Source organism: Rhizobium sophorae (assembly GCF_013087515.1).
GTDB classification, from domain to species: Bacteria; Pseudomonadota; Alphaproteobacteria; order Rhizobiales; family Rhizobiaceae; genus Rhizobium; species Rhizobium sophorae.
Genome location: NZ_JABFCN010000055.1, coordinates 42,257 through 60,793, shown reverse-complemented (window position 1 = coordinate 60,793; position 18,537 = coordinate 42,257). Strand labels below are relative to the sequence as shown.

The following is an 18,537-nucleotide window of genomic DNA, read 5'->3' as shown; positions in this document are numbered from 1 at the left end:
ATCACACCTGCTCGGCAAGCAGCGCGGTGCGCTTGCCTTCCGTTTCGGTCACCTCTTCGGCGGGAATGTGGAAGTCGCGTCGGTAGTTGAAGGTATGGCCGATCGCGACCACCAGCATGGCGACGAAGGACACGACGACCAGCCACCACATGTACCAGATCAGGCCGAAAGCGAGGGCGACGCTGATGGCCGACAGGATCGCGCCGGTGCCGGTATTCTTCGGCATGTGGATCGGTCGGAAGCCTTCCAGCGGACGCGCATAACCACGGTTCTTCATATCGTACCAGCTGTCATGATCGTGCACGACAGGCGTGAAGGCGAAGTTGTATTCCGGCGGCGGCGAGGATGTCGACCATTCCAGCGTGCGCCCGTCCCAGGGATCGCCGCTGTCGTCGCGCAATTCCTCGCGTTTCATGAAGCTGACGACGATCTGGATCAGGAAGGCGGCAATGCCAAGCGCGATCAGGCCGACGCCGAAGGCAGCGATGATGAACCAGATCTGCAGCGACGGATCCTCGAACTGGCTGACGCGGCGGGTAACGCCCATCAGGCCTAGCACGTAGAGCGGCATGAAGGCGAACCAGAAGCCGATCTGCCAGAACCAGAAGCTCATCTTGCCCCAGAAGGGATCGAGCTTGAAGCCGAAGGCCTTCGGGAACCAGTAGTTCACGCCGGCGAACATGCCGAAGAGAACGCCGCCGATGATGACGTTGTGGAAGTGGGCGATGAGGAACAGCGAATTGTGCAGCACGAAGTCGGCCGGCGGCACGGCAAGCATGACGCCGGTCATGCCGCCGATGACGAAGGTCACCATGAAGCCGACCGTCCACAGCATCGGCACCTCAAAGCGGATGCGGCCGCGATACATGGTGAAGAGCCAGTTGAAAATCTTCGCCCCGGTCGGGATCGAGATGATCATCGTAGTGATGCCGAAGAAGGAATTGACAGAAGCGCCCGAGCCCATCGTGAAGAAGTGGTGCAGCCAGACGATGTAGGAGAGGATCATGATCACGCAGGTGGCGTAGACCATGGAGGCGTAGCCGAAGAGGCGCTTGCCGGAGAAGGTGGCGACGACTTCCGAGAAGATACCAAAGGCCGGCAGGACGAGAATGTAGACCTCCGGATGACCCCAGATCCAGATGAGGTTGATGTACATCATCGGATTGCCGCCGAGGTCGTTGGTAAAGAAGTTCGTGCCTGCATAGCGGTCGAGCGACAGAAGCGCCAGGGTTGCCGTCAGGATCGGGAAGGAGGCGACGATCAGCACGTTGGTGCAAAGCGCCGTCCAGGTGAAGACCGGCATCTTCATGAAGGTCATGCCCGGCGCACGCATCTTGACGATGGTGGCGATCAGGTTGATGCCCGAAAGCGTCGTTCCCACACCGGCCACCTGCAGGCCCCAGATATAATAATCGACGCCGACGCCCGGACTGTAGGCCGCGCCCGACAGCGGCGGATAGGCGAGCCACCCCGTCTGGGCGAATTCGCCGATGAACAGCGACAGCATGATGATGATCGCGCCGGCGGTGGTCATCCAGAACGAGAAGTTGTTGAGGAAGGGGAAGGAGACGTCGCGCGCGCCGATCTGCAGCGGCACCACGAAGTTCATCAGACCGGTGACGAAGGGCATCGCCACGAAGAAGATCATGATGACGCCGTGGGCGGTGAAGACCTGGTCGTAATGGTGCGGCGGCAGATAGCCCTCCGAGCCGTTGAAGGCGATCGCCTGCTGGACGCGCATCATGATCGCGTCGGAGAAGCCGCGCAGCAGCATGATGACGGCCAGGATCACATACATGATGCCGATCTTCTTGTGATCGACGCTGCAGATCCAGTCGCGCCAGAGCGGACCCCAGAACTTGAAGTAGGTGATGATGCCGAGCACGGCGAGACCGCCGATGACGACGCCGATGAAGGTCACGACCAGGATCGGCTCGTGATAGGGGATGGCATCGAGGGTCAACCGGCCGAAGACGAACTTCAGGAGGTCAGGATTGGAAAACATGGAACAACCCGTTCATTATGTCTTGCGACGCAAAGCGCCAGGTTAATTGTTGTTGTTGAGCTGCGCCGGCGCCGGATCGGCGCCATTGCTCATGCCGGGCATGGAGTGACCCTCATGCTGCATGTCCATGCCGGGCATGTCGTGCTGCATGCTGTTGCCGTCGGTCCGCTCGGCGGGCTCGCTGCGTGCCGGAGCCCCGGTCGCCGGCACGGTGGCAGCGGGCGCCACGATGCCTTCGTCGGCATGACGGTCGTCGTATCGCAGCTTCTCGCGGTTCTCGGCACTTTCCTTGCCGCCGCCGCCCATCATGTCGATATGCATCATCTCGTTCATGCACATCTTGCCCGGAGCGGCGCACATGTTGAGGATGGCGTTGTAAAGGTCGGCGTCGGCCCCGGCATAATAACGCACCGGTTCCTTCTCGCTCGGCTTCTCGAGCTTGAGATAGGTGTCGCGGTTGAGCATCGTGCCCTGCTGCTTGACCTGCGCCACCCAGGCGTCGAAGCCCGCTTGGTCGAGGCCGTGGAACTTGAAACGCATATGCGAGAAGCCGCTTCCGCTGTAATTGGCGGAGAAGCCCTCATATTCGCCTTGCTTGTTGATGACGGCGTGCAGCTTCGTCTCCATGCCGGGCATCGCGTAGATCTGGCCGGCCAAGGCCGGGATATAGAAGGAGTTCATCACCGAGGAGGCGGTGATCTTGAAATTGATCGGCATGTCGACCGGGGCAGCGAGTTCGTTGACGGTGGCAATGCCGAGTTCGGGATAGAAGAATAGCCACTTCCAGTCGAGCGCCACGACCTCGACGATCAGCGGCTTGGTATTGGCCGGAATGGCGCGCTCCGCATCGAGGCGGTCGAGCGGACGGTAGGGATCGAGCTTGTGGGTGGAAATCCAGGTCACGGCGCCGAGCGCGATGATGATCGCGAGCGGCGCTGCCCAGATCACGATTTCAAGACGGGTCGAATGGTGCCATTCCGGCGCGTAGGTGGCAAACGTATTGGAGCGGCGGTAGCGCCACGCGAAGAACAGCGTCAGGAAGATCACCGGTATGATGATCAAAAGCATCAGCACCGTCGAGATGACGATGAGATCGCGCTGTTGCGCGGCGATGTCGCCGGAGGGCGCCATGACCACCATGTTGCATCCTGCCAGGGAAAGCAGCGGCAAGACGGATAGAAGGCGGGAAAACTTCACGAGTTTCAGCACGTCTCTAAGCTCTTGTTGTTTCGTTCGTTCCGCGACTAACGCACTGAACCCGATAGCGACATGAGGTGTTTGGTCGCAGTGCAGCAAGCATGCCGCACTGCGGCACAAATCTCGTTGCACTACAGCTTCGGAATCCTGATGAAATCAAGAAGGATTCGTTGGCGAGCGCATGTTTCAATCAATATATCCGCGAGAGCCGGCCACGCCAGCGTTCCCATGGGAAAATCGCGCTCGTGATACGCTATTTTTTCCATCCACGCCTCATTTTGAGCTGCGATGATGAACTATTTACGTCTTACGGACTTGATAAGCCTGCCGGTTTGATCAAGATCAGGCTGAGGCGCCTTGGCGAAAGCGCTTCAACGAGGGAGGCGTTTTATGGCTACAACATCGCAATACGGGCCGTCATCATCGTCGCTGGAACGCGACGCGCGGCGCATTCACGACGACAAGCCGGTTTCGCCGGGCAGCATCGCCATCGGCGTGGTGATCGGCCGCATGTCGGAATTCTTCGATTTCTTCGTCTACGGCCTTGCCTCGGTCCTGGTCTTTCCACAGCTGATTTTCCCCTTCGCGCCGGACAGGCTGACGGGCACGCTCTATTCCTTCGCCATCTTCTCGCTGGCCTTCCTGGCCCGCCCCGTCGGCTCCGTCGTCTTCATGACGATCGATCGGCTGTACGGCCGTGGCACCAAGCTGACGATCGCGCTCTTCCTGCTTGGCGGCTCCACGGCCTCGATCGCCTTCCTGCCGGGTTACAACGAGATCGGCGTCTGGTCGATCGCGTTGCTGGCGCTCTTCCGCCTCGGCCAGGGCTTCGCGCTCGGCGGCGCCTGGGACGGCCTTGCCTCGCTGCTCGCGCTCAACGCCCCGGCCAAGCACCGCGGCTGGTATGCGATGATCCCGCAGCTCGGTGCGCCGATCGGTTTTGCGCTGGCAAGCACCCTGTTCGGTTATTTCGTCGCCAATCTTTCCAGTGAGGATTTCCTCTCCTGGGGCTGGCGTTATCCCTTCTTCGTCGCCTTCGCGATCAACGTCGTGGCGCTGTTTGCGCGTTTGCGGCTCGTGATGACCAAGGAATTCGGCACGCTGCTGGAGCAGCATGAGCTGGAAGCAGCTCCCATTCTCGACGTGCTGCGCGTTCATGGCCGCGACATTATGATCGGCGCTTTCGTGCCGCTCGCAAGCTTCGCCATGTTCCACCTCGTCACCATTTTCCCGCTCGGCTGGATGAGCCTTTACGGCAACCAGCCGATCGGCACCTTCATGGTGGTGCAGGTGGTCGGCGCCATGGTCGGCATCATCACCATCATCGCGTCGGGCCTGATTGCCGACCGCATCGGCCGGCGCGCCCAGCTTGCCATCTGCGCCGTCATCATCGCTGTCTTCAGCTTCGTCGGGCCGAGCCTGATCGCATCCGGCAACAGCGGCCATGACGCTTTCGTCATCATCGGCTTTGGCGTACTCGGCCTTTCCTTCGGCCAGGCGACCGGCTCGATCTCGTCCCGCTTCGGCCGCGGCTACCGCTATACCGGTGCCGCCTTCACCTCGGATCTGGCCTGGTTGATCGGCGCGGGTTTTGCGCCCCTGGTGGCGCTCAGCCTATCCAGCCGCTTCGGCCTGACCTTCGTCGGCTACTACCTGCTGTCCGGCGCCATCTGCACGCTTGCAGCACTTGCCTTCAGCAGGGCGCTGGAGCAGCGCGAATAGACGCAGTCCAACAAATGGCCTGCATGGGAAACCATGCAGGCTTTCGTTGCCCGGCGTGCGAAAGCAACATCAGATCGCAAGAAAGCAATTCAGTTTATCGCCGACAGAATGGCAGTGTCGCGACAAGTCAGCTTGACGAGGTGGAGAGTCAGCCGATTTTCTTGTCGATCAGCCGGAGATCGGCCGGCCTGGACGAATTGCTGGAACGCACGAACCGGTCATCTCACCCACATCTTTTATGGTGATCTGTCATGTTCGCCAAAAATCAACAGCTGGAATTTTGCGCCTCGTCCAGGCGCACGGAAATGGCCGGCGAAATCCTGGAAAACCTTACTGCGCCATCTGGGGCTGCTTCGCCGCCCGGGCCGCGGTTAGTTCCGCGGTGGTGTGGTTCAGGCGGTCGGCCAGCACCCGCATGATTTCCACGGCCATTTCCGGGAAATCGCTGAGCAGCTTCAGGAAGTGCTCCTTGCTGATGCGCAGCACCTCTAGCGAGGAGGTGGCGCGCACCGTTGCCGTGCGCGAGACATCGCAGAGGATGGCGATTTCGCCGACGATGGAATTGGGTTCGACGTCAGCGACCTTGATCTCGCCCGCCGGCGATGCGACGACGATATCGGCGGTGCCCGAAAGGACGACATAGGCGGCATCACCGACATCGCCTTGATGGAAGAGGTCCTGTCCGGCCTTGTAGGTCATGCGATCGGAGGTAAAGGCCAAAAGCTTGAGCTTTGCCGGCGCGATCCTTGAAAAGATCGGCACCCGTCGCAGCATTTCGACTTCGTCTCTCAACAGCATGAGCGTTTCAATCCCCTGACGCAGGGTCCGCGGGGACCAGGCGTCTTCAAAACTCCAAGGCGTCCCTTCGGGAACGCCCATATCGCCGCCCCTATAGAATATTACGATAACAGTTCCTTGAACATCCCGTTTTTCTCGGAAAGTTCCGGATAGTTTCCGGCTTCCGCCAATCCGCCGCGGTCAAAGAGCAGGATCCGGTCGAACATCTCAGCCTGCCGGGCGTTGGAGAGCACCCAGATGATCGCCGGCCGATGGCCTTCTTCGTGCAGGCCCTCGATGATGTTGCGGGTGATCTGATCTTGAACGCGCTGGTCGAGCGCCGACAGCGGCCGGTTGAAGATGAAATAATCCGAACGCTTCAACAGCGCGCGGGCCAGGTTCAGCTTCTGGCGCTGCACCATGGTCAGTCGCTTGCCGCCGGAGCCGACGTCGAATTCGAGGCCAATCGACAGCACGTCGTCATAAAGATCGAGCGCATCGAAGAGTTCGCCCATGATGCCGCGGATACGGTCGGAGGCGTCGGCCTGCTGATAGGCGATACGGCCGAAGAGCACATTGTCCATCAGGCTTGCCGACGGGGTGAAACGCTCGGCGTCGTAGCGCTCGATCAGCTCGGCGAGATCGGCCGGAATATGCTCGTGGAACTGCTTGCGGGCGCTGACGATCTTGTCCATGAGCTCGTTCGGCAGCAAGCCGAAGCGGTGGCGCGGCTCGATATAGGCAAAACTCAGCCGGATGATGGCCGAACGTTCTTCCGGCGTGGCGTCCTCGAAGCGGCGGCTTTGCAGCTTCTGCAGCAGCGCCTGATAGGTCGGGATGTCGTCCGCCGTCATGAAGGTCAGCTGCTGGAAGAAAGGATGGTCCGGCGGCAGGTCGTGGAAGAGTTCCACCGCGTTCTCGGCGATCTCGAGGCCCATGGCGTAGAGATCGGTGCTGAGGCCGGTCTCACGGAAGAGCTGCTGGAAATAGGGATGGGCGGCCAGCCTCCGGTTGGTCATCAGCGGCCGCTTCATCGTGCCGAAGAGCAGGTTCTCGCCGACCGTTGCCTGGGCGTTATAGGCGTCGAAATCGAAAGGCACGACGATTGTGTCAAGCCCCTCGTCGCGCAGCCGGTCCCTGAGCGAGGCGCGTAGCGCCACGACGTGGTCGCCGAGCGCCACATGCACGTTCGTATTGACTGTCGAGCGCAGCGCCAGATCGAGGATGTCCTGCGAGATCAGGACGGCGTCGAGCACCGGGCGGATCGCTTTCAAGAGGTCCTCGGGCCCGCTGGCGCCGGCAGCCTTGTAGTCCACCCAGTCGCTGTTGAGGTCGAGCGTCGGATTGCCGGCCTTTTCCGCCTCGGCGGAATGCCATTTATACTCCAGTGCTTCCCGCTCGTCGTAAATCGGATCGGTCATCGGCGCATGTTTCAGGCCGTAGAGCAGATTGCTGGCGAGCGTCCCGTGGAAGAAGAAAGTGTCCGCCGAGGCATAGGAGATCCGCCGGCCGGTAATCGATTCCGGCAGCTCCAGGAGATCGCGTCCGTCGATGGTGATACGGCCGGAGTCCGGCCAGACCATGCGTCCGAGCGCTTCGGCGAAGGCTTCAGCGCCGCTGCCGTTCGGCCCGACGATCGCTACCGTTTCATTCGGCTTGATCTCGACGGAGACGTGGTCGACGATGCGGGCGCCGCTGTCGTCGGAGAGCGTCAGATTGGTGATGACGAACGCGCCAGTCAGCGGGCCGACCGGGGCGGTTGCGAGTTCCTGGATGCGGCTGTCGATCAGCGGCTCGACGTTGAACTGTTCGTAGACCTGCTGGTATTTCACCTGCACGTCCTGGCGCATCTGATCCCAGTCGATCAGTTCCTTCAGCGGGCCGGGCAGGTCCTTGTAGGCCGATATGACGGCGACAAGCTGGCCGATGTCGAGCCGGCCCTGGAGCGCCAGATAGCCGCCGATCGCGTAAAACAGGAACGGCGTGACCTGGGCGAGGAAGTTGTTGATGAACTTCACCAGGAACTTCCACTGGTAAAGGTCGTAGCGGATCGAGAAGATCCGGCCGAGCCGCGAGGCGATGTCGGCCCTTTCGAGGTTGGACGTGTCGTTGCCGTGGATCGTTCCGATGCCCTCGACGATTTCGCCGACGCGGCCGGAGAGTTCGCGCGCCGTCAGCTGCCGCTGGCGGCCGAGTTCCAGCAGGCGCTTGCGCATGCGGGGAATGACGACCGCCTGAACGCCGACGATGCCGGCGGCGATCATACCAAGCCAGAAATTCTGGACGATGATGAAGACGAGCGCCGTGATCGCCTGGCCGCCGAGAAGGGCAGGGGAGACGAAGGCATCGCCGGTGAAGCCGCCCATCGGCTCCACCTCGTCCTTGATCATGGTGGCGATTTCGGCCGATTTCACCCGCTTGAAGTGAATGGGCGGGAAGCGCAGCACCCGGTCGATCAGCTCGAAGCGGATACGGCGCAGCATGCGCTCGCCGAGCCGGCCCTTATAGGTGTTGATGTAGAACTTGAAGAGGCCGTTCAGCACCACCAGCGCCAGGAACACCAGGCTGAGGGCCATCAGCATCTGGAAGCGGTTGAGCTGCAACCCTTGAAAGAACTCGACATGGCCGATCAGCGGCAGGTCGTAGGCAATGTGCATGAAGGTCTGCGTTGCGCCCGGACCTTCGAAGCCGTCACCCTGGATCGGTCCGTTGACGATCTGCTTCGGCAGGTCGAAGGACAGGAAGTAGGGCACCATCGATGCGGCGACGACAGCTAGAATCCACAGCTGCTGCAGCCGCGTGTTCTTCCAGATGTAGCGGGCGAGGCTTTTTTCCATGGCTAACCGTCAGCTTGCTGGGAAATTCCGGGGGCGCGGTCCGGGCGCCGGGACGGGAAGGAATTTTGAGAACAGGATCATGCAGCCGGACCGCCGATATCGCAATGAAAACAAGGCGAAGCGACCGGCCGCAGAAATGCCGATTCTCGCCGGAACATTTCTTATATCACAGGAATTTTGGATTAGGCGAGGGATTCGGCAATCATGGAGCGAATGATGCGGGCGGTTTTCTCCGCCCCGTCGAGGTCGAGCAAGGCCGGCCCCCGTGGCTGTGCGGCGAGCGCCTTTTCGACCGCCTCCTTCACATGGCTCGACGTCAGTCCGTCTTCCGGCAGGATATCGGCGAGGCCGAGCGCCCGCAGCCGTTCGGCGCGCACCGTCTGCTCGGTCTCGCCGCCGGCGACGAAGGGGATGAGGATCGCCCGGCATTCGGTGCGCAGCAGGTCGCCGACCGTGTTATAGCCTGCCTGCGAGATCGAGACCTTGGCGCCGCGCAGCAGCGAGGGAAAATCCTTGCGGAAGCGCACCAGCGTCACATTCGCCGCCGCGTCCTCTAACAGCGCGGCGAAATCGGCTTCAGGCAGGTTCGGGCCGGCGACCAGCAGCCAGCGAAGATTGTCCGGCAGCAGCGCTGCCGCCTCTTTTGCCGCGCCGATCAGGGCGGCGCCGACCGCGCCCCCGCCCGCCGATGCGATGATGTCGAATGTCTCGGTCGGTTCCGGCGGCGGCGGGGCCGCGACGAGGCCGGTATAACGCAGCCTGTCGGCGATCTCTGACGTCAGTGGGAAGGTGTCCTCCAGCCTGACGAAACCGGGATCGCCGTGGACGAGCACGGCATCGAAATGATCCTTGACCAGCGTGACGGTCTCCGCGTCGCGGCCGGCCTTGCGGTTTTCCTGCAGGATGTCGCGCACCGAGCTCAAGAGTTTCGGCCGCGGTTCGGCCTTTTCGATCGCCGCAAGCAGCGGCAGGAGTTCGAAGCGCATCTGTCGCCGGCCGAAGGGGAAGGCTTCGATGATGACGACATCCGGCCTTGCGGCGTTGAAGGCGTCAAGCAGCAGCTGGCGGCGGGCATGGAGGAAATCTTCGCCCGCCGGCCGGCCATCGGCATCGGCGAGACCGGAGAAGCCGGCATTGCTGGCGACGACCGCCGGCAATGCCACCGTCTTCACGCCCTCGCCGGGAAAGCCCGGCACCGGCAGGCCGCCGGTCACGACAGTCACGTCAAAACCGTCCTTGACCAGAGCATTGGCGATGCGGCTGGCGCGGGCTATGTGGCCGATGCCGAGCAGATGCTGGACGTAGAAGAAGATACGCGGTGCCGTCATGACGCCTTCTGCCATTCGGCCTCGAACAGGCCGGTGAGCTGTCTGATGCTGGAGTGATAGTCGAAATATTCGCGCACCTGGCTTTCGGCTGCATCGCCGAGGCGCTTGCGCAGTGCCGGGTCGCGGATCGCCGCCTCCAGCGCTCCGGCCAGCAGCGCCGGGTCCTCCGGTGGCACGACGAGGCCGTTTTCACCGTTCTTCAGGAGCTCCGGCACGGCGGATACTTCGGTCGAGAGGCAGACGAGCCGCTGGCTCGAGGCCTCGACCAGGACGTTCGGCAGGCCGTCGCGGTCGCCGTTGGCGGCGATGCGGCAGGCGAGCGCGAAGAGGTCGGCGCGGCGGTAATGATCGAGCACGTCTTCCTGCGCCATGGCGCCCTTCCAGACGATGCGGCCGGAAATGCCGAGTTCGGTGGCCAGCGCCTTCAGTTTCGCAAGCTCCTCGCCGCCGCCGATATGGTCCATGCGCCAATGAAGGTCGGCGGGCAGCAGCGCCAGCGCACGCAGCAGCACGTCGTAGCCCTTCTTCTCGACGGCGCGGCCGACGCTGAGGATGAAGGCCGGGTCGTCGGGGTCGCTGCCGGTCCGGTTCGAGCGCTCGCCGGCAAAATGGCCGAAACGGGCGAGATCGAGACCGTGGTAGCTCAAGTGCACGGCCGCCTTGCGTGATGTCAGCGTCCGCATATGATCGTAGCCCGTCCTGGTGCAGGTGACGGTCCAGCGGGCGCTGCCGAGTTTCTCGTTGAGCTCCCAGTCGGGCGACGTCCATATGTCCTTGGCATGCGCCGAACAGGTCCAGGGCGTGCCCGTCAGGATGCTCGCATATTCCGTCACCGAGGCCGGCGTGTGGATGAAGTGGGCATGCAGCCATTCACCCCCGTCCGGCCATTCGCGCGCGAGAACCAGCGCCTGGCCGAGACGGCGGAAGCGATTGCGGGAGATGTCGCGCTTGAGGTCGGCGAGGAAGCGTTTCATCAGCGCCTTGAAGCCGGGTTTGGAGAAACCGGCGATGAGGCCCTTCAGCACGCGGATCGGCTCCTCGTGCAGATATTCCGGCAGATAGACGACGCGCGCCCGGATCTCGTCATGCACGGGATGGCGCTTCTTGTCGGTCGGCCGGCGCATCGAAATCAGCGTCAGGTCGAAGCCGGCCTTTTCGAGGCCGAGCAGTTCCTGGGCGATGAAGGTTTCCGAAAGGCGGGGATAGCCCTTCAGAACGACGAGGATCTTGCGGCGTGGCGGCAAGGCTTTGCCCTATTCCGCGCCGACGAGGGAAAGATGGCTGCCGCGGCCGTCGATCCACCGGCCGACGGTCTGCGAGATATGGTCCAGGCCTTCGAGACGCATATTGCCGCCGCTCTTCGACGGTGGCTGGCGCAAGGGCAGGCGCTTCAGCGCCTCGGCCATGATGGTCGGATCGACCGACTGGTCCGGCAGCAGCATGTCGACGAGGCCGAGCTCGCTCGCGCGCTTCGCGCGCAGCAGCTGCTCCTCGCGCGGCTTGACGCGCGGCACGATCAGGGCCGGCTTGTCGAAGGAGAGGATCTCGCAATAGGTGTTGTAGCCGCCCATGGCGACGACGCCGGTAGCGCTGTCGATCAGCTCTTCCATGTGATTGTCGAATTCGATCACCTCGATATAGGGAATGGCTTCCCCCTTCTGCACCAGCTTGGCGCGCTCGGCGGCCGGCATATAGGGCCCGAGCACCACGAGCGCCTTCTGCGTCAGCGTCGGGTCGGCCTCGTAGGCATTCATGACGTCGTGGACGAGATCGGAGCCGTCGCCGCCGCCGCCTGTTGTGACGAGGATGTAATTGTCCTTGCGGGCGTTGATCGAGGTCTTGCCCCTGGAAACGCTGCGCTGCAGGAAGCCGACGAAATCCATCTTCCGGCGCAGGCTGGCCGGCACGTCGAGGCCGATCAGCGGATCGTAAAAGTCAGGCGGACCGTAGACCCAGACGCTGTCGTAATACTGGTCGATCTTCTGCATGATGCTGTTCTTCTTCCACTCTGCCTCGAGCAGATGCGGGGCGTCCATGATCTCGCGAAGCCCCAGCACCAGGACGGTGCCGCGGGCCTTGAGATAGGCGAGCGTATCCTCGACCTCGCCCTTCAATCCCATCGGTTCCTTGTCGACGATGAAGATATCGGGCTGGAAGGTCTCGGCCGTGTGGCGAATGCTCGATTCGCGCATCTTCAGCGTCTCGTGCAGGTCGATATGGCTGGCGAGCGACGTATATTCGCCGTTGCGGAGCTTGATGACGCTCGGGATCTTCACGAAGTCGACGCGGGCGCGGTAGTCGAAGGCGCCGGCGATCGTGGCACCCGAAATGATCAGAATGTTGAGGCCGCGATAATCCTCGACCAGCGCGTGGGCGATGGCGCGGCAGCGGCGCAGATGACCGAGACCGAAAGTATCGTGACTGTACATGAGGATGCGCGCATCTTCGAGACGTCTGGACATGGGCATCCCTTCTGGGGTCAGCAACATACTTTGTGCCCCCACCGTCCGGAGGCCAAGAGGCGGGGGCGGTGCCGTGATGGGCCGCCGCGTTTCCTGCTATTTGTAGGGATCTGCCGCATCACGCAAGCCGTCTCCCAGAAAGTTGAACGCCAAAATGACAAGAACAACAGGAATGATCGGGTAGAGCAGCCAGGGATAGAAGGCGATGACGCTGACGCTTTTTGCCTCGGTCAGCAGAATGCCCCAGCTGGTGATCGGCGGACGAAGGCCGAGGCCGAGGAAGGAGAGCGCGGTCTCTCCAAGGATCATGCCGGGAATTGAAATCGTCGCCGACGCGATGAGATGCGACATGAAGCCCGGCACCAGATGCCGGCCGATGATGCGCGGCGTGCTGGCGCCCATCAGCTGCGCGGCCTGGACATAATCCTCCTCGCGCAACGCCAGGAGTTTGGAGCGTACGGCACGCGCCAGCCCCGTCCAGTCGATGATGCCGAGGATGACGGTGATGCCGAAATAGATGACGATTGGGCTCCACGTCACCGGCATGATGGCGGCCAGCGCCATCCACAGCGGCAGGCTCGGCAGCGATTGCAGCACTTCGATCAGGCGCTGGACGATGAGATCGAAAACGCCGCCGCGATAGCCAGCGAGGCCGCCGATGATGATGCCGAGCACGAAACTGATCGAAATGCCGATCAGACCGATGGTCAGCGATATCCGCGCCCCGTAGAGGATGCGCGAGAGCACGTCGCGGCCGAGCCGGTCGGTGCCGAGCAGGAACATCTGGCCGCCGACCGCCGGGCAGACGAGGTGATAGTTGGACGTGACAAGACCCCAGAACTTATAGGCATCGCCGCGGCAGAAGAAACGGATCGGCTGCACGTCGTTCGGCCTGTCGGTATAGACCCGGTGCAGCGTGTCGATATCGAGCGTCATGCTGCGGCCGTAGACGAAGGGACCGACGAAGCTGCCCTTGTCGAAGAAGTGGACGCGCTGCGGCGGCGCATGGATGAAATCGACATTGCGCGTGTGCAGCCCGTAGGGCGCCAGGAACTCGACGATCAAAATCATCAGGTAGACGGCGGCGAGAAAGATGCCGGAGATCAAGGCCAGCCTGTGCTGCTTGAACTTCCACCACATCAGCTGCTTCTGCGAGGCGAGATGGATGCGCGATTGCGCCGCCGTCAAGTTTTCGGTCGCCTGGGGATCGAAGGGAGCGGTCGAGACGTAGTGCGGCAGCGGCGCGCCGGGTGCGGGAAGGGGCGACATTATTTGGTGCTCCTGCCTTGCAGACGGATGCGGGGATCGAGGAAGCCGAGGGCAATATCGGAGATCAGTACGCCGATGACGTTGAGAAAGGCCAGGAACATCAGGAAGGAGCCGGCGAGATACATGTCCTGGCTCTGCAGCGCCTTGATCAGCATCGGCCCGGTCGTTTCCAGCGACAGGACGATCGCCACGATTTCGGCGCCCGAAATGATCGACGGCAGGATCGAGCCGATATCGGCGACGAAGAAATTGAGCGCCATGCGCAGCGGATATTTGACCAAGGCCCGCATCGGATGCAGGCCCTTGGCCCGCGCAGTCGTCACATATTGCTTCTGCATCTCGTCGAGAAGATTGGCGCGCAGTCGCCGGATCATGCCGGCCGTCCCGGCGGTGCCGACGATGATGACGGGGATCCAAAGATGGCCGAGGATCGACTTCGCCTTTTCCCAGCTCATCGGCGCGTTGAGATATTGCTGGTCCATCAGATGGCCGATCGACAGACCGAACCAGACATTGGCGAAATACATCAGGATCAGCGCCAGCATGAAGTTCGGAATGGCGATGCCGAGCAGGCCGAGGAAGGTCAGCCCGTAATCACTCCAGCTGTACTGGTGCGTCGCCGAATAAATGCCGATTGGAAAGGCGATCAGCCAGGTGAGCAAGATCGTCGTGAAGGAGACGAGCATCGTCAGCCACAGCCGTTCGCCGACCACGTCCGAGACCGGGAGCTGGTATTCGAAGGAATAGCCGAAATCGCCGTGCAGCATGCCGCCGACCCAATAGAAATAGCGCACGATTTCCGGCTTGTCGAAGCCGTATTGCTGGCGCATCTCTTCGATTTCCTGGAGATTGGCGGTCTCGCCGGAGGCCCGCAGCTCGGCGATCTGGCTCTCGAAGAAGTCGCCCGGCGGCAGCTCGATGATGGTGAAGACCAGCGCCGAAATGACGAAGAGCGTCGGCACCATGGCGGCGATGCGCCAGAGAATGTATCTGAGCACGCCTCAGGCCTCCTTGTACCAGAATGCATCCGGCATGTAGACGCCGAGATAGGAGGTGGGGTCGAAGCCGTAGAGCGCTCTCTCCGGCAGGTTCTGCAGCTTGGCGGCGCGAAGGATCGGCTGCGGCGTGCTGTTGATGAGGCCGATCGAGAAGACCTGCTGCGTATAGATCGACAACATCCTGTGCCAGATCGCCTGGCGTTCCTCGAACTTCGCCGTCGAGCCCCATTGGCTGAGCAGGTTGACCAGCTCGGCTGCCTCCGGCAGGTCGGGTGCGACCCCCTCCTGGCCGGCGGAGAGGTAATGCATGCCCCAGAGCGGCCATTGCAACTGATCGTCGAGTGTGGGCGCAAGGCCGGCCGGCGACATGTCGGCGGTCGGCACGCCATTGTCGAGGCCGTACCAGATCGACATCATGATCGAACCGCTCATGGCGCGATTGCGGAAGACATCGCGCTGCGAGGTCCGGGTATAAAGCGCCAGGCCGATATTGGCCCAGTGATCTCGCACCAGTTCCAGCACGTCGGTGTCCAGATTGCTCTCGCCGGCGGTCTCGACGGTGATCTCGGCGCGACGCCCGTCCGGCAGCAGCCGAATGCCGTCGTCGCCGCGTTTGGTCAAGCCGAGTTCGTCGAGCAGGCGGTTGGCTTCGTCGGGATCGAACTTCACGAAGGCATCGGCATATTCTTGCTTGAAGAGCGGGCTATCGGGCAGGACGGTATCGGCGCTCGGCGTTCCCAGACCGTAAAAAGCGACCATGTTGATCTCGTGCCGGTTTATCGCCAACGACAGCGCCCGGCGCAGGCGCACGTCGCGGAAAAGGCCGCGCCACACCTCGTCGGCGCAGTTGAGGTTCGGCAGCAGCGTGATGCGCGAGCCACGCGCGAGCTTCCAGAGATTGACCTTCACCGGGAAGCGCTTTTCGGCCTCCTTCAAGAAGGTGTAGTCGTTGAAATCGATGCCGGTCACCTGCAGGTCGGCTTCGCCGGCCCCCGCCTTGGCGGCGATGATCGACGAGGAGGAGACGTTAAGGACGAAACGGTCGAGATAGGGTAGCTGCCTGCCGGTCTCGTCGACGCGGTGGAAGAACGGGTTGCGCTCGAAGACGAATTGCTCGGCCGGCAGTGGCGTCGTGTTGCGCCAGGGATCGAGGGTCGGCAGGTTCGGATTCTCAGGACGGTACGAGCGCGCCATCTTGATGTGCAGGTCCTGCCACTTCTTGACGCGGCTGGCCTTCATCATCTGTTCCATCTTCGCTTCGTCGGACTGAAACTTCTTGTGGAACTGTTTCAGGTAATGCGCCGGCCCGACGATGACGAGGGGCAAGGGCCCCGCCAGGGTCGGCAGGAACATCGGGTTGGGCTTTTCCCAGGTGTAGCGCACCGTCAGCGGATCGAGCATCTCGAAGCGCGGCAGGCTGCCATGCGGACGAAGCTCCAGCGCGCCGCCGCCTGGCGTTAGCTTCTCGTTCAGGATGACGTCTTCCCACCAATAGCGGAAATCGTCGGCCGTGAACGGCTGGCCGTCTGACCATTTATGACCTTCGCGTAGCGTGAAAGTGAAGACCCTCTCGTCCTCGGCGTGGAAATCGGCCAGAATATCCGGTTGGAAGTGCAGGTGCTTGTCATAGCCGACCAGGCGGGCATAGCCGTAAATCGTCATGAACCGGATGTCGCGCTGGCCGCCGATGATGGTGCGCACCGTGCCGCCATAGGTGCCGGGCTGCAGCCCCATCTCCTTCAGGTTGACGATGCGCGGGCGAGCGGGAATGCGCTCGGCCATCGGCGGCAGGCTACCTGATGCCAGCCGCTCCTTCAGGAATTCCGGCTCGCCGACCTGTTCGGCCCGAAGCACCGCGGGCGCGATCGCCGCGCCGACGAGGCCGCCCAGAAAAATGCGACGCGTCACCATCAGCGCAACTCCTTGGCATCGGCGCCTTTGCGGGCGCGCACCAGATGGCCGTCGCCGAGGTCGGCATAGGCAAGTTCGGAAGCGTCGTCATGCTCGGCGGTGAAGGTCGCGCCCCAGTTCTGCTTGTCGGCGGCGCCGTTTTCCCTGAGCGCCTTGAAATCGAGCGGCCGGTCGAGATCGGGGAAGGGGACGGCGGCGAGCAGCGATTTCGTATAGGGGTGCACCGGATCGCGCAGGATGATCTCGCGCGGCGCAATCTCGACGATGCGGCCCTTGCACATCACCGCGATGCGGTCGGCCATATAGTCGACGACGGCGAGATTGTGCGAAATGAACAGGTAGGTCAGCCCCAGTTCCTTCTGCAGGTCCTTCAACAGGTTGAGGATCTGCGCCTGCACGGAGACGTCGAGCGCCGAGACCGGCTCATCGAGGATGACGAGCTTCGGGCCGAGTGCGAGAGCCCGCGCGATACCGATGCGCTGGCGCTGGCCGCCCGAAAAACTGTGCGGGTAACGGCTGAGATAACGCTTGTCGAGACCGATTGCCGCCATCAGCCCTTCGACCTTGCGCTTGCGCTCGTCACTGTCGCCGCGGTCATGGATCTCGAGCGGTTCACTTAAGATGTTGCGCACCGTCATGCGTGGCGAGAGCGAGGAGACCGGGTCCTGGAACACCATCTGGATCTTGGTCCGCATGTCCTGCAGTTCTGAGCCTTTGACGGAGAGGACGTCGACGACCTCCTTGCCGTCATTGAACACCACCGCGCCGCTGTCCGGCGTGATGGCGCGCATCAGGATCTTGCTGAGCGTCGTCTTGCCGCAGCCGGACTCGCCCACCAGGCCCAGACATTCGCCGCGGCGGATGTCGAAGCTGACGTCGTCGACGGCGCGCAGGACGGTGGCTTCGTGCTTGCCGAAGAAACTGCGCTTGCGCGTCTTGTAGGTCTTCGAGAGATTGGCGACGGACAGCAGGATGCCCGGCGCCTCCGCCTGGAGCGGCTTTTTCTTGCCGACCAGAGACTCGAGATTGACCTTTACATCGCGCAGCGCCTTCAGCCGCTCGCCGGGTTTCATGTCGAAATGCGGAACGGCGGCCATCAGGCCCTTGAGATAGGGATGCTGCGGATTGCGGAAGATATCCTCGACCGGTCCTGCTTCCATGATCTCGCCGTGATAGATGACGACCACCTCGTCGGCCATGTTGGCGACGATGCCGAGATCGTGGGTGATCAGCAGCATCGCCATGCCGAGCTTGGCCTGCAGCTCGCGGAGCAGTTCCAGGATCTGCGCCTGGATCGTCACGTCGAGCGCCGTCGTCGGCTCGTCGGCGATCAACAGCGCCGGCTTGCAGATCAGCGCCATGGCGATCATCGCGCGCTGGCGCATGCCGCCGGACAGTTCGAACGGATACATGTCATAGGTGCGATGTGGATTGGAGAAGCCGACCAGGCCGAGCATCTCCTCGGTCTTTTCACGGGCTTCCTGCTTGTCGGCCTCGGTATGGATCAGCAGCACCTCGCTGATCTGATTGCCGATCGTATGCAGCGGCGAGAGCGAGGTCATCGGCTCCTGGAAGATCGTCGCCATGCGCCGGCCGCGCAGGTCGCGCATTTCCTCGCTGTCTCGCGGAAAGGACAGGATATCGGTCGTGCTGCCGTCGAGCGGATCGGTGAAAAGGATACTGCCCGAGGCTTTGGCCGGATTGGGCAGGATGCCCATGATCGACTGGCTGATCACCGATTTTCCGGAGCCGGATTCACCGACGAGAGCGGTGACCTTGCCCGGAAGAATGCGAAGATTGGCTTGTTTTACGACGCGTAGCCGGTCACCGAAAACCGAGAAGGAGACGTCGAGATTTTCAATACGCAACAGATCCGCTGCAGACGCCATACCAATGAAATTCCCCAGTCTTCTATGTTCCCGTTAAGGCACACTAGCGTACCGCAAACAGGGTGTCTAGCTGATGACAATCATAGATAAACCAGCACGTCCCGCCGAAGTTCCCCGGGCGAGACGCGCAGATTATGACAGG

Annotated in this window: 12 protein-coding genes; 1 reads left to right on the top strand and 11 read right to left on the bottom strand. The window is 62.2% G+C overall.

Features of this window, described 5'->3' with window-relative positions; all coding sequences use genetic code 11:
* Nucleotide 1 precedes the first annotated feature (1 nt).
* Nucleotides 2–2,005: a cytochrome o ubiquinol oxidase subunit I gene (cyoB, locus tag G9X64_RS29675; RefSeq protein WP_171377970.1), complete on the bottom strand. Its 2,004-nt coding sequence runs from the start codon at nucleotides 2,003–2,005 to the stop codon at nucleotides 2–4.
* A 42-nt stretch (nucleotides 2,006–2,047) separates the two neighbouring features.
* Nucleotides 2,048–3,214, bottom strand: a complete 1,167-nt coding sequence (gene cyoA, locus G9X64_RS29670) for a ubiquinol oxidase subunit II (protein WP_171377969.1) — start codon at nucleotides 3,212–3,214, stop codon at nucleotides 2,048–2,050.
* A 378-nt stretch (nucleotides 3,215–3,592) separates the two neighbouring features.
* On the opposite strand from cyoA, the gene G9X64_RS29665 reads away from it, so the two are divergent.
* Nucleotides 3,593–4,924 carry an MFS transporter gene (locus G9X64_RS29665; protein ID WP_171377968.1) on the top strand — a complete coding sequence of 444 codons (1,332 nt, stop codon included), beginning with the start codon at nucleotides 3,593–3,595 and terminating at the stop codon, nucleotides 4,922–4,924.
* A 330-nt stretch (nucleotides 4,925–5,254) separates the two neighbouring features.
* On the opposite strand, the gene G9X64_RS29660 is transcribed toward G9X64_RS29665, so the two are convergent.
* From G9X64_RS29660 to G9X64_RS29620, 9 genes are all read right to left on the bottom strand, one after another.
* Nucleotides 5,255–5,722 carry a cyclic nucleotide-binding domain-containing protein gene (locus tag G9X64_RS29660; protein WP_020052920.1) on the bottom strand — a complete coding sequence of 156 codons (468 nt, stop codon included), beginning with the start codon at nucleotides 5,720–5,722 and terminating at the stop codon, nucleotides 5,255–5,257.
* A gap of 101 nt (nucleotides 5,723–5,823) precedes the next feature.
* A complete protein-coding gene (locus G9X64_RS29655) occupies nucleotides 5,824–8,538 on the bottom strand; it encodes an ABC transporter transmembrane domain-containing protein (protein WP_171377967.1) in 2,715 nt (904 codons plus the stop codon).
* Between the two features lie 182 nt (nucleotides 8,539–8,720).
* Nucleotides 8,721–9,866, bottom strand: coding sequence for a glycosyltransferase family protein (locus tag G9X64_RS29650; RefSeq protein WP_246271066.1), 1,146 nt, complete (start codon nucleotides 9,864–9,866; stop codon nucleotides 8,721–8,723).
* Nucleotides 9,863–11,110, bottom strand: coding sequence for a glycosyltransferase (locus tag G9X64_RS29645; protein WP_171377965.1), 1,248 nt, complete (start codon nucleotides 11,108–11,110; stop codon nucleotides 9,863–9,865). The genes G9X64_RS29650 and G9X64_RS29645 overlap by 4 nt, the downstream gene beginning before the upstream one ends.
* 9 nt (nucleotides 11,111–11,119) lie before the next feature.
* Nucleotides 11,120–12,328 (bottom strand): glycosyltransferase family protein, encoded by a 1,209-nt coding sequence (locus G9X64_RS29640; protein ID WP_171377964.1) that lies wholly within the window; start codon nucleotides 12,326–12,328, stop codon nucleotides 11,120–11,122.
* A 96-nt stretch (nucleotides 12,329–12,424) separates the two neighbouring features.
* Nucleotides 12,425–13,597, bottom strand: coding sequence for an ABC transporter permease (locus tag G9X64_RS29635; RefSeq protein WP_168315224.1), 1,173 nt, complete (start codon nucleotides 13,595–13,597; stop codon nucleotides 12,425–12,427).
* A complete protein-coding gene (locus tag G9X64_RS29630; RefSeq protein WP_017957812.1) occupies nucleotides 13,597–14,595 on the bottom strand; it encodes an ABC transporter permease in 999 nt (332 codons plus the stop codon). Before G9X64_RS29630 ends, G9X64_RS29635 begins: the two co-directional genes overlap by 1 nt.
* A gap of 3 nt (nucleotides 14,596–14,598) precedes the next feature.
* The gene (locus G9X64_RS29625; RefSeq protein ID WP_171377963.1) at nucleotides 14,599–16,506 is read right to left on the bottom strand and encodes an ABC transporter substrate-binding protein; all 1,908 of its coding nucleotides are present in this window, start codon (nucleotides 16,504–16,506) and stop codon (nucleotides 14,599–14,601) included.
* Complete coding sequence (locus tag G9X64_RS29620; RefSeq protein WP_168310376.1) at nucleotides 16,506–18,395, bottom strand: ABC transporter ATP-binding protein; 1,890 nt, start codon at nucleotides 18,393–18,395, stop codon at nucleotides 16,506–16,508. Before G9X64_RS29620 ends, G9X64_RS29625 begins: the two co-directional genes overlap by 1 nt.
* Nucleotides 18,396–18,537: the final 142 nt, after the last annotated feature.

Excerpts from the sequence above, each read along its gene's own strand:
- G9X64_RS29635 (WP_168315224.1), bottom strand. The coding sequence starts at position 13,597 with ATGTCGCCCCTTCCCGCACCCGGCGCGCCGCTGCCGCACTACGTCTCG.
- G9X64_RS29625 (WP_171377963.1), bottom strand. The coding sequence starts at position 16,506 with ATGGTGACGCGTCGCATTTTTCTGGGCGGCCTCGTCGGCGCGGCGATC.
- G9X64_RS29655 (WP_171377967.1), bottom strand. The coding sequence starts at position 8,538 with ATGGAAAAAAGCCTCGCCCGCTACATCTGGAAGAACACGCGGCTGCAG.
- G9X64_RS29650 (WP_246271066.1), bottom strand. The coding sequence starts at position 9,866 with ATGACGGCACCGCGTATCTTCTTCTACGTCCAGCATCTGCTCGGCATC.
- G9X64_RS29660 (WP_020052920.1), bottom strand. The coding sequence starts at position 5,722 with ATGCTGTTGAGAGACGAAGTCGAAATGCTGCGACGGGTGCCGATCTTT.
- G9X64_RS29665 (WP_171377968.1), top strand. The coding sequence starts at position 3,593 with ATGGCTACAACATCGCAATACGGGCCGTCATCATCGTCGCTGGAACGC.
- G9X64_RS29640 (WP_171377964.1), bottom strand. The coding sequence starts at position 12,328 with ATGTCCAGACGTCTCGAAGATGCGCGCATCCTCATGTACAGTCACGAT.
- cyoB (WP_171377970.1), bottom strand. The coding sequence starts at position 2,005 with ATGTTTTCCAATCCTGACCTCCTGAAGTTCGTCTTCGGCCGGTTGACC.
- G9X64_RS29620 (WP_168310376.1), bottom strand. The coding sequence starts at position 18,395 with ATGGCGTCTGCAGCGGATCTGTTGCGTATTGAAAATCTCGACGTCTCC.